The organism is Bariatricus sp. SGI.154 (assembly GCF_050313795.1).
Taxonomy (GTDB): domain Bacteria; phylum Bacillota; class Clostridia; order Lachnospirales; family Lachnospiraceae; genus CAMBRQ01.
In genome coordinates this window covers 15,434-28,835 of sequence record NZ_JBNPMC010000027.1, presented here as the reverse complement: position 1 = coordinate 28,835, position 13,402 = coordinate 15,434, and the positions used below count along the sequence as shown (strand labels likewise).

3 protein-coding genes are annotated in these 13,402 nt (G+C 42.4%); all 3 read left to right on the top strand.

Annotation, left to right across the window (positions count from 1 at the left end; translation table 11 throughout):
* The first annotated feature begins 1,187 nt into the window (after window positions 1-1,187).
* The 3 genes from ACQRBN_RS12160 to glgB all read left to right on the top strand — a co-directional run bounded on the left by ACQRBN_RS12160 (window position 1,188) and on the right by glgB (window position 13,326).
* Window positions 1,188-7,880, top strand: coding sequence for an endo-alpha-N-acetylgalactosaminidase family protein (locus tag ACQRBN_RS12160; protein WP_427739260.1), 6,693 nt, complete (start codon window positions 1,188-1,190; stop codon window positions 7,878-7,880).
* A gap of 197 nt (window positions 7,881-8,077) precedes the next feature.
* Window positions 8,078-11,269 (top strand): hypothetical protein, encoded by a 3,192-nt coding sequence (locus ACQRBN_RS12155; RefSeq protein WP_427739282.1) that lies wholly within the window; start codon window positions 8,078-8,080, stop codon window positions 11,267-11,269.
* Window positions 11,270-11,415: 146 nt separating this feature from the next.
* The gene (gene glgB / locus ACQRBN_RS12150) at window positions 11,416-13,326 is read left to right on the top strand and encodes a 1,4-alpha-glucan branching protein GlgB (RefSeq protein WP_427739259.1); all 1,911 of its coding nucleotides are present in this window, start codon (window positions 11,416-11,418) and stop codon (window positions 13,324-13,326) included.
* Window positions 13,327-13,402: the final 76 nt, after the last annotated feature.

Sequence of the window (13,402 nt, the reverse complement as noted above, 5' to 3'; positions counted from 1 at the left end):
AATAAATGACATTAGAATATTTATATGGAATGAGTATAAGAGAAAAGTTCCGAAATGTCAACTTATAAAAATAAAATGTTAACAATTAAAATATTTCCTGTTGCGTGAATTTAAAGAAAAAAATATAAAAATCAGAAAATTTACAAAACAATACAAAATTATAAATTAAACAAATAAAAAAGTCAAAAATAGTATTGACAAATACAAATCGCGGTGATATCATATAATCAATCCAAAAAGAAATCCTAAAAACACAAGAGTTCCTGACGAGAAAGGGAATCAGAGGATGTCACATATATAAAACTTAGTATATGGAGATGTTTTCAAAAGTGTAAAGGATGAAAAGAATATATTTCATATGTAGGTGAGATATAGAAGAATTGGAAATAAGATGGAAGGAGGCTTAATCCGTTGGACATTACAATAGAGACAACTCAATATGTTAGTGGTATGGCAAATAAAAGTTCCCATAGAATAAGCCTTAACCATAGAGGATAATAGATAAGCCGGTAAAGTGTATAAAAAGAGAAGTCGGAGAAGAAAGAACCGGGGATTATAAAAAGTATTTGCAGACATATTGAAGAAGATACCATAGAATAGTTTGATAATATTAGACGATGTGTGAAAAACATTACCTAATTTATTAGATTTATCCAAGGAGTATATGAGGCAGTAAGTTATAGAAGGAATAGCTTAATACAATTATAGACAAGAATAAGGCGTTGGCTGTAATTGAAACGGTTATAGATATTAATAACTAAATAGACTGGGTTATATAATTTATTAGGATATTATTAAAGGTAAAAGGGAACGATAGGATCTAGAGAGGACCCTCCGATTAATAAAAGCATATAATAAAATTTAATATAAAATAGCCATTAGAATAATAAAGATTGTAATGGCTATTTTTTTTAGCAAGAATTACTCTGATGGAGAAGAGAATGTGAATATGTCTATGAAAATATGAAAATGACGAATAGATTTGTACAAAAAGACAAAAAAGTTGGACATTTGCGTAAAAAGTAGCGATGTATATTGCCGAAAAATAGGGTTAATATTATTATGTTTTGTAAAAATATTATAAATTTGTGGCTTGTTTGCAAAGATGAGAAAGGAGGATCTAGTAGGAGTAAGACAAATGTGGAGAAATGACATATTAATATGTCAAGAGTAAAGAGGAGGAAAAAATGAGAAAAAGAAGCAAATGGCTATCGGGACTGCTGGCAGCAGCGTTAGTAGTTACTCAGATGGTAACAGCAGTACCCGCAACGGTGTTAGCAGCACCAGAGACAGTTGAAGCAGAACAGCGCGCAGTCACAGAGGTTTGGCGTCAATTCAAAAGCAGTGCTACGAATGACAATGGCAGCAATGCAGCAATTCTGGTCAACACAAACGAAGGAACAGAGGGTATGGAAGCCGGCGAGTTATCATTCGTATTAAAACCGAATGATGTGCAGGGAAATATCAGATTCAATGTAGGTCCTTATATCACAGACAATACCCATTATATGACGATTGGCTATAATGCATCGGGCTGGTTCTATGAGTATAAGGGTGCTGGAAACAACTGGCCTACAATTAACGGGCTTCCAACTCCGCCGACCGCAGGTGAAGCGATGGATATGTCAATTAAGTGGAATGGACTTGACTACACAGTGACAGCAAATGGTCAGAGTGTAAGTTTTGAAATTCCACAGGCTGCATTCGATGGACTGAATACAGGAAAACTTGGGTTCAGAATTGGTTCTTGGAGTGGCACAGTATCCGATATCTTTTTCAAGGATGTCGAGATTAAAGACGGAGAAGGCAATGTAATCGTAGAAAAAGGTGCAGATACCTGGGAACTTCAGACAACAGACAGAGGCGAAGTTTATAATGCTGAAGTAAGAATGTCTAAAGTAACTGTAACGGGTCGTGTAGTAGATGCAGAGGGAACCCCTGTTGAAGGTGCAACTGTAGTTCTTAACGGAGCAGAAGTTGAAACGGATGCAGAAGGCGCTTATACATTCGAAGAAGTTCCAAACGGAAACTATACAGTTTCAGTTACCAAGAGAGGTTACCAGGCAGGAACGGCAGATATCACAATCGAAGAATCTGATATAGAAGTAGACGATATCGTAATGACCAAAGGTTCTGCGATTGAATTTGAGGGAGATGACGCAATTTTCTCTGATCAGATGGAAGCTGCGATTTCTAATACTTTCCCGCAGGTAGTTGGCTATACGATGAAGGGCGGAAGTGTAGACGGCGCAAAATTCTATGGACAGACTGCGGAATTGACACAGCTCAAGGTTAACGGTAAGCTTGTGACACCGGATGTAAAATATACCAAGGATTCCGACAGCAAAGCTACGTATGTAATGACGATTGATGAGCAGGATATCAGTGCAACTGTAACAGCGACATTGGAGGTAGTAGATAATACATTAAGTTTTGATATTACCAAGATTGATGCGGAAGCGGGAACATTTCTGACGGTTGAGATCCCGAATCATAATCTGGTTACTGCAAAAGCAAGTCAGCCGGGCGCTGCATTTGCCGGAGCAAACATGTCTACCAACGTAAGCGTGAATGGTGATACGTATTCAGCAGTAAGTGCACAGGCAGATGGAAAACGCGGATATATGTATGCGTTCGTTTCTACAGAAGAACTGAGTGCGGGATTATGGAGTAACTCAGAAAATAATGTTAATGCTGACTGGCAGAGAGTAACAGCGGTTACAAGCACAGTTGATGGTGTAAAAGAGACTGGTCTTAGCAGTACATACTGGACATATCAGAAGAGCGCAGCTCACAGAATCGAGAATAAAGATTATGAGATGCCATCAACAAAGGTTGTTATTACTGGTGATGAAAACGAGGATGAAGTGATTGACTGGCAGGACGGCGCGATTGGATATCGTACGATCATGAATAATCCGGTAGGATCAGAACTTGTTCCTGATCGTGTGGCATTGCGTATCGCAATGAACTTTAACAGCCATGCACAGAATCCGTTCTTAATGACATACGATAATGCACAGAAAGTATATTTGAATACAGACGGACTTGGACAGAGCATTCTGTTAAAGGGTTACGGAAGTGAAGGACATGACTCGGGTCATCTGAATTATGCAGATATCGGTAAACGTATTGGTGGCGTTGAAGAGATGAAGAAGCTCCTTGCACAGGGTAAAGAGATTGGTGCAACGTTCGGTATCCATGTAAATGCTTCCGAGACATATCCGGAATCTATCTACTTTACAGAAGATCGTCTGAGAAAGAATGCGGACGGAAGCCTGGCATACGGCTGGAACTGGCTGGATCAGGGTGTTAATATCGATGCTGACTATGACCTTAGAAATGGACGTGAGCAGCGTTTCATCGATCTCTGGGAAGAATTAGGCGGAGAAAACAACGATCTTGACTTTATTTATGTCGATGTATGGGGCAACGGACAGTCTGGGGATAATGGAACATGGGCAAGCCGTCAGCTTGCAAAAGAGATCACACAGACATGTGGCTGGAGACTTGGTAGCGAGTGGGGTTATGCGAATGAGTATGATTCTACGTTTCAGCATTGGGCAGCCGACCTGACATATGGTGGGGCGACATTAAAAGGTATCAACAGTTATATCACACGTTTCATCCGTAACCACCAGAAAGATTCATGGGTAGGTGACTATCCGAGCTATGGCGGAGCAGCAGTTGAACCGTTGCTTGGCGGATATGATATGAAAGACTTTGAAGGCTGGCAGGGACGTAATGATTATCTGGGATATATTCAGAATCTGTTTGACGATAACCTTTCAACAAAATTCTTGCAGCATTACAAAGTAATGAAATGGGAAAATGGTGAGCCGACAACTGTAGGTGGAGCGACATGGACACCGGAAATGAAAATTACATTACAGGATGATGCAAAAGCGAATACAATCGTAGTATCAAGAGGATCTAATGATGGTACATCTGCTGAGTACAGAAACAGAACAATGACCTTTAATGACAGAGTCATTCTGGATGGAGAGAAATATCTCATTCCTTGGTTCTGGGATGCTAACGGAAATGAATTATCATCTGATGATCAGAAGTTATACCACTGGAATCAGGCTGGCGGAACATCCACATGGACACTTCCGGACGGATGGGCAGGAGCAGAGATTTACAAACTGACAGAGACAGGCAAGATTGCATGCAATGATATTGCAACAATGTCAGGAAATCAGATTACAATTACTGCAGAAGCATCAGTTCCGTATGTAATTCATAAAAATGGAGTCGGCGAAGGAATCAAGGCTACAGACTTGACATGGAGTGCAGGCGCGCATCTTGTAGATACAGGATTCAACAGTAATACATTGGATTACTGGACAATCGAAGGCGAAAGCGCGGAGATTATTAAGAGTGCGGCAAACAACATGATGTTAAGCCTTGGTGATGAAGGTGGAGAAGTTTCTTTAACACAGACACTTACTGATCTGGAACCAGGCAAAGGCTATGCAGCATATGTTGGTGTAGATAACAGATCTGATGCAAAGGCATATATTGAAGTAACAGTAGATGGAAAAGTAATTTCTAACTATACAGAGAAATCGATTGCTAAGAACTATTTGCAGTCTTATGCACATAATACTAACAATGCAACAATCTCAGATGGTGGAAGTTATTTCCAGAATATGTATGTATTCTTCACGGCTCCTGAGAAGGGTAAAGAAGTAACACTTACATTAAGACGTGAAGCTGGTGCCGGCAAGACATATTTTGACGATGTCAGAGTTGTAAACAATGTATTTGGTGAGACTGAGACGGATGGAAACTTTAATCCGTTTGTAGCGGAGAATAAACTGGAGCAGACATTCGAGGCAGTTCCTCAGGGATTGTTCCCGTTTGTAATTGGTAATATTGAAGGTGTACAGGATAATAGAACTCACCTTTCTGAGAAAAATGAGCCGTATACACAGGCAGGATGGTACGGAGTTAAGAAGTTAGACGATGTTATTGAGGGCAACTGGTCTGTTAAGACGAATGGTCTGTCCGGCTATGGAAGACTTGTATATCAGACGATTCCTCAGAACTTCAGATTTGAAGAAGGTGTGACATATAACATCAGCTTCGACTATGAGATGGGATCAGAGAATACATATGCATTCGTTGTTGGTAACGGAGAATCTAATGGCAGCAACTTTGATGTGTATGAATTAACTGCAACAGATCTTGAAAATGCGAAACCGCAGACCTTTAAGTTCAGGTTGACCGGAGAAGAGGGCAACCAGTCATGGATTGGTATCTACTCTACAGGAACGGCAGCTGATACACAGGGAGCAGCCGGAAATGAAGCAAACTTTGGCGGTTACAAAGATTTCGTCTTAGATAATCTTGTAATTGAGAAGTCAAAAGCACAGAAAGCCGAGTTGGAAGAACTTGTAAGTGCGAACAGTGGAAGATATGAAGTAAACTACTCTACAGAATCATGGGAAGTATTTGCAGCAGCATTAGAAGCAGCAAATGCAGCGCTTGATGATTTTGGAGCAGAGCAGGCAATTGTAGATAAAGCAAAAGAAGATCTGACAAAAGCGGTTGACGGACTGGAGGTAATTGCAGTTACATTATCCGGACAAGTTGTTGATGAGGCAGGTAACGGTCTTGCAGATATCACGATCACAGCAGATAATGATGTGACAACAACAACAGATGGAAATGGTAATTATATTCTTCCGGGCGTAGTATTCGGAGACAGAACTATCGTAGCAGAGAGCAATATCTTCGCAACCAATTCACAGGAGATTACAGTTTCTGCAGAAGAACTTGAAGTAGCACTGAACTTCACAATGACAACAGAGACAACAGCGGTAGAAGGTACAGTAACCGCAGTTGGCGATCCTGTAGAAGGCGCAGTTGTAACAATTGGTGACCAGACAGCAACAACAGATGCTAACGGACATTATGCATTTGAAGCGGTGGTTACAAAGGCTTACACAGTTAGATTCGAGAAAGAAGGATACGACGCTGTAAATAAAGATGTAGTAATCACAAAGGGTGAGGCGGCAGTTGTAAATGCTATGCTTCCACCTCTGACAAGAGATGAGGCAGACTACGAGAATAATTACGATGATGGTGAGAAGACGTGGGACAACCTTGCTGGTAATACATCTAGTACAAAGATTACGATGGCTAACGGTCAGGCACAGATTGAGTTCCCTGGCGGTGGACATGCAAACGTATATGAGACTCAGGCACCGGTATTCAAGAATGGTGTTGTAGAGATGGATATTACATCTGCAAAAGCAGGTACACGTATTGGTATTCTCTTTAGAGCACAGGATATGAACAACCGTGTTTATGTAGGTGTAGGAGATCAGGCAAATCTGTACTTTACAGAGTACTGGGGAACTAAAACAAGTAATTCCTGGTCAAGTATGTCTACTGGCGATACATTTGAAGCGAATAAGACCATGCATCTGAAAGCAGAAATCGTGGATAAGACGATTACTCTCTGGGTAAATGGTAATCAGGTGCTTCAGAATACAATGTCAGGCATGCCGACGAATGCTGGTTACTTTGGTCTTAATACGAGAGCTAACCATACAGTCTATGTAGACAATGTAAAAGTAACATCTTATGACCTGCCGACAGGCGATTTGCAGAATGTTGCAGGACGCGTAGTAGACTTTGATGGCGTGGCAATCGAAGGTGCGAAAGTTGAATTACTGGATAACAATGGTGAAGTAATTAAGACGACAACGACAGATGCTTTAGGAAACTACAAGTTTAAGAATGTTGTAGTCGGCGAATATCAGGTAAGAGTAACAAGTGGAGAATACGTACAGGAAATCCCTGTAACCGTAGAGACTGGCGAAGACTATGTAGTAGTGGAAAAAGCATTTATGGGCAACTATGCTGATAAATCTGATCTGCAGGCACTTATCGTGTATGCGAATGAACAGAAGGAAGATGCAAATTACCAGTATGTGGTTCCGGCTGTGAAGACTTTATTCGAGGCAAGACTTGCAGAAGCAGAGGCAGTAAATGAAAATGAATTTGCAACACAGGAAGAAGCAGATGCAGCATACGAAGCATTGCTGGCGGCGGTCCAGATGTTAGGTTACACTGGAAACAGTGAAGAACTTCAGGTTCTTGTTGATGTTGTGGAAGGAATGGATCTGGATGGTATTTATACAGAGGCAACAGTAAAAGCTGTTCGTGATGCGTTGGATGCGGCTAAAGAGGTTCTCGCTAATGAAAATGCACTTCAGGACGAAATCGATGCGGCGAAGGCAGCATTACAGGAAGCAGTAGATGCACTTGAGAGAATTCCGGTTGATAAGTCTAAGTTAGAAAAACTTGTAGCATCAGCAGCGAAGTATGAGGAAAAGATTGATCAGTATACGCCTGTAACAGCAGAAGCATTTACAGCAGCATTAGAAGGTGCAAGAGAAGTTCTTGCTAATGAAAATGCAACACAGGAAGAAGTTGATGCGGCATATGCAGCACTGCAGAATGCAATCTTTGGCCTGAGAGAAATCCCGAATAAGGATAAACTGGCCGAACTGCTTAAGAAGGCAGAAGGATTAGACCTGACCAAATACACTGCTCAGAGTGTAGGTGTATTGAGAACTGCAATGGCTAAGGCACAGATGGTTCTTGCGAATGAAAACGCAACAGAAGATGATGTGAAAGCAGCAACAGAAGAATTGGAAACGGCTATTGATAAGTTGGAAAAGACAACTGTGAAGCCAAGTACTGATGATAATAAGACAGACAGCAATAAGACGGATACAGATAAAGGTAAGAAAGTGACAAAGACCGGGGATACAGCACCTATAGTAGTATGGGGACTGGTTCTGATTTTGGCATTAGGATGTATAGCATTTGTTTGTGTAAGAAGACGCCGTCAGAGATAATTGCTGGTAAAGAATGAGGAAACTGCCGCAGTTTTGCGGCAGTTTCTTTTTAACAATTTTATTCGTATATTTTGACATTACACATGCCATATGATAAACTTATATAAGTAAAAATGTAAGATAGGGTGTTAAAATCTGAATAAATATTTGAGGTGAGAAGTTTGGATAAATATGAATATCGGGTAAAAACGGAGCAGATGCTCGAACATATGGAAAAAAAGCAATACAAGAAAGCAATGGAGATTGCAGATACGATTGACTGGCGCAGAGTGAAGAATGTATCTATGCTGAATATGGTAAGCGAGATCTATGAATATAATGGGGAGTTTCAGAAGAGCCGCGATATCCTGTTCGTAGCATTTGACCGGGCGCCGGGCAGCAGAAAGATTGTATATCGTCTGGGAACACTGGCATTAAAGATTAATGATATTGAGGAGGCTTCGGATTGTTATGAGGAGTTTGTGAAACTGGCTCCGAAGGATCCGAATCAGTATATTCTGAAGTACAGAATTCTGAAAGCACAGGGTGCGCCGCTGACTGAGCAGATTGATGCGCTGGAAGATTTTAAAAAGGCAGAATATATCGAGAAGTGGGCATATGAACTGGCGAAGTTGTATCATGAGGCTGGAATGACGGCAGAATGTCTGGAAGAGTGTGATGATCTGATTCTGTGGTTTAGTGAAGGCAAGTATGTATATCAGGCGATGGAACTTAAGATGAAGTATAAGCCATTGACTCCGCTTCAGCAGGAAAAATATGATGCACGTCCAGGAGCGCCGAAGAAAGCGCGTACTATTAAGCCTGAGAAAACAGAAGGAGATGTGGCATCTACTCCTATGGCTGCAGTCATTAAAGAGGCTGAGGCGGCAGAAGATGAGGCTGTTCAGGCAGAAAATACTGATGACATTACAGAGAATCTGGAGCAGGATGCACAGGAGACCGAGGCAGAGGAATCTGAAGAAAGTGCTATGGAGACTTCTTTTGAAGAGGAAGCGGATGAGGAAGATACTGTTGTGCCTGAGGAAACGGATGAGCCGAAGAGACATTCTTCTATTACAAGAATTGTAAAGGGTGCGACGCTTCAGGAGGCTCTTGCTAATGGTGTGGCAATTGCAAGCGGTATTAATATAGAAGAGAAGGCAATGAAGGAGAAGGATGAAGCGCTTCGGGTAACTGGTCAGATGCGCATCGAGGAGATCCTTCAGCAGTGGGAAGCAAAGCAGAAGGTAAATGCGGAAGCGATAGAGAAGCAGAAGAAGGAAGACCAGGAAAGAATCCGCAAAGAGCGTGAGGAAGCAGAACGTCGCAGAGAAGAAGAGCGTCTGGAACTTGAGCGTAAGGCAGCAGAGGCAGAGGAAGCACGCAAGGCGGAAGAAGAAGCGGCTCGCATTGCGGCAAAGAAAGCGGCGGAAGAAGCAGAGCGTAAGGCGGCAGAGGAAGCAGCATGGAAGGCGGCACAGGAAGCGGCAAGGCTTAAAGCGGAAGAAGAAGCGGCAAGGATTGCAGCGGAGAAAGCCGCAGCGGAAGAGGCGGCAAGAAAAGCAGCGGAAGAAGAAGCGGCAAGGAAAGCAGCCGAGGAAGAAGCAGCAAGAATCGCAGCGGAGGAAGAAGCAGCAAGAATCGCAGCCGAGAAGGCGGCGGAGGAAGAAGCGGCAAGAATTGCAGCTGAGAAGGCGGCGGAAGAAGAGGCGGCAAGGAAAGCAGCGGAAGAAGAAGCAGCACGGAAAGCGGCAGAAGAAGAGGCGGCAAGAAAAGCCGCAGAAGAAGAGGCGGCAAGAAAAGCAGCGGAAGAAGAAGCGGCAAGAGTCGCAGCGGAAGAAGAGGCGGCAAGAATTGCAGCCGAGAAGGCAGCAGAAGAAGAAGCGGCAAGAAAAGCCGCAGAGGCGGCTCGTAAGGCGGAAGAAGAAGCCGCATTAGCGGACGGAAAGACCCAGAGAATTCCGGATGATATTGTAAGGCTGATGGAGGAACTGGGAAATGATTCTTCAGAATCCGATGATCTGTATGATGCACTGGTACGTACAGCGGATCTGACAATTGACAGAGACCTTATTAATAATATTGTAGGAGACGATTATCAAGATCAGGACGAAGAAGAGGATGATTTTGCAGAGGAAGACTTCGAAGAAGAAGACTTTGATATTGGTGATTTTATCGGTGATTTTGAAGCCGATTTCGAAGAGGAAGATTTTGAAGAAGAGGACTTTGAAGAAGCCGATTTCGAAGAGGAAGATTTCGGGGAAGAAGAGCCTGAGGAAGACTTTGCAGAAGATTTTGAGGAAGACTTTGCAGAGGAAGGTTATGACGATGAGGATTATGAAGAAGCTGATTTTGATGAAGAAGACTTTGAAGAAGCCGATTATGAGGAAGAATACGAAGAAGAAACTGATTCCGAAGAAGATTATGAAGAAGAAGATTTTGAGGAAGAGGCTTATGATGAGGATGACTTCGAAGAGGAGGAATTTGAAGAGGCTGCTGAAGAAGAGGAACTGGAGATAGAAGAACCTTCTGAAGAAGAGATCCAGGAGAGAATTAAGAAGTCCAAAGGTACTGGGGTTCCGTTCGATACAGGGTTTGTCGTAACCGGTCGTTATGACCTGAGTGCTACCAGCGAGATTGGATTAAAGGCGGGACTTACAGAAGAACAGAAGAAACTATTCTCATATTTCGTTCCGGTAAGAGGAATGAGTGAGCAGATTGTAGAAGTGCTTGATAACGACAGAAGAGTTCAGAGAGAAGGCACATCTAAGAGAGGTAACCTTCTGGTTATCGGACGTAAAGGTTCCGGAAAGACGGTGCTTGCGGTTGATATCGTGAAAGCAATCCAGAAGCAGAGGAACTTAAAGCAAGGAAAGGTTGCGATTGTAACTGGTGAGTCTCTGAATAAGAAGGAACTGACGAATATTATCCAGAAACTTCGCGGTGGAGCAATCATCATTGAGAAGGCTGGTAAGTTGAATTCAAGAACCATTAAGGAACTGAATTACCTGATGGAGAAGAAGACGGGCGAACTGCTCTTCGTACTGGAAGATCAGAGAAAGCCTCTGGAGAGAATCCTGAGCGCGAATCCGGATTTCAAGAAGAAGTTTACGTCCAGACTGGAACTTCCGGTATTCATTAATGATGAATTGGTAACCTTCGGTCAGACATATGCAAAAGAGAATGGATACAAATTGGATGAGATGGGAATCCTTGCTCTGTACAGCCGGATCGATGTGATGCAGAGAGAGGATCATGCGGTATCGGTTGCAGAAGTAAAAGAGATTATGGATGAAGCAATCGAACATTCCCAGAAGGCGAATGTAAAACATCTGGCGAGAAGAGTCTTTGGAAGAAGTACGGATGAGTCCGACAGAATTATTCTGAAGGAAGAAGATTTTAAGATTTAGTAAGAATACATTAAGATAAAGGCTTTCTATTTATGAAAAATAAAAGCAGGGTTTTGGCAGGTAAGATTGTCCAAAACCCTTTCTTTTTGGGGAGGACTAAAGTATAATAATGGTATATATCGCAACAGAATGTGAGGGATGATTATATGGCAGAAAAAAAGTTAAAACCATATGAGATCGGTGAATTAGACCAATATCTTTTTGGTCAGGGCAACCATTATGAGATCTATAAAAAACTGGGCGCCCACAAGGTAAAAAGAGGAAAGAAAGAAGGCGTATATTTTGCCGTGTGGGCACCACATGCGCGTTCGGTATCTGTAGTGGGAGACTTCAATGAATGGAACATGGAAGCAAACCCTATGGAGAGGAATGAACCGCTTGGCATATACACATGTTTCATTCCTGGAGTTGAGGAATATGCGCTGTATAAGTATTGTGTTGAGACTTTCAATGGCGAGTACGTCTTTAAAGCTGATCCGTATGGAAATTATGCAGAATTAAGACCGGGAACTGCATCAAAAGTAGCAGATCTTTCTAAGATTAAGTGGACGGATTCCGTATGGATGGAGAAACGTAAGGAATGGAATCATCTGAATCAGCCGATGTCTATCTATGAGGCGCATATAGGCTCATGGAAACGCCATCCGGGTACGGAAGATACAGGATTCTATAATTATCGGGAATTTGCTAAGGAAATCGTAAAATATGTAAAAGATATGGGATACACGCATGTGGAACTTATGGGGATTGCAGAACATCCATTTGACGGTTCCTGGGGATATCAGGTAATCGGACATTTTGCGCCGACTTCCAGATATGGTACGCCGGAGGATTTCGCGTGGATGATTAATTATCTGCATAGGAATAAGATTGGTGTTATCCTGGATTGGGTACCGGCGCATTTCCCAAGAGATATTCATGGGCTGGCTAATTTTGACGGGACGCCTACATATGAGTATGCGGACCCGAAGATGGGCGAGCATCCGGACTGGGGAACCAAGATCTTCGATTATGGCAAGAATGAGGTGCGTAACTTCCTAATCTCCAATGCGCTGTTCTGGGTTGAGCAGTTCCATGTGGATGGATTAAGAGTAGACGCGGTGGCATCTATGCTGTATCTTGATTATGGCAAACAGGACGGACAGTGGATTGCTAATAAATATGGCGGCAATAAGAACTTGGAAGCAATCGATTTCTTCAAACATCTGAATTCGGTTGTACTTGGAAGGAACCCGGGGGCGGTTATGATCGCGGAAGAGTCTACAGCATGGCCGAAGGTTACCGGAAGTGTAGAGGATGATGGTCTTGGATTTAGCCTGAAGTGGAATATGGGATGGATGCATGACTTTACGGAATATATGAAGTTAGATCCATTGTTCAGGAAGGATCACCACAACCAGATGACATTTGCTATGAGTTATGCTCATAGTGAGAATTATGTTCTGGTATTATCTCATGACGAGGTGGTACATCTGAAGTGTTCTATGCTGAATAAGATGCCGGGGCTTGGATTCGATAAGTTCGCGAACCTGAAGGTTGGTTATGCGTTCATGATGGGACACGCAGGTAAGAAATTGCTTTTTATGGGGCAGGAATTCGCACAACTTCGGGAATGGAGTGAAGAAAGAGAATTAGACTGGTATCTGCTGGCTGAGGATGCACATCAGCAGATTCAGAATTGGGTGAGAGATTTGCTTCATTTGTATAAGAAGAATAAGGCTATGTATGAACTGGACGGAAGTTGGGAAGGATTCGAATGGATCAATGCGGATGACGCGGACAGAAGTATCTTTAGTTTTGTAAGACATTCTAAGGATAATAAGAAGAATCTGTTGTTCGTATGTAACTTTACGCCTATGGCGAGAGATGATTACCGTGTGGGTGTACCGAGAAAGAAACAGTATAAACTGGTCATGAATAGTGATGATGCGAAATACGGCGGAACAGGAGCAGAGAGACCTGTTGTCTATAAGGCTGTGAAGCAGGAATGTGATGGAAGACCATTCTCCTTCGACTATCCGTTGCCACCATATGGAGTTGCAATTTTCGAGTTTTAAGGGAAGAAATTGATGTAAAAAATGGGTATGGTATACATTGGAGTGTACCATACCCGTTTTATTGATATTTATTGAT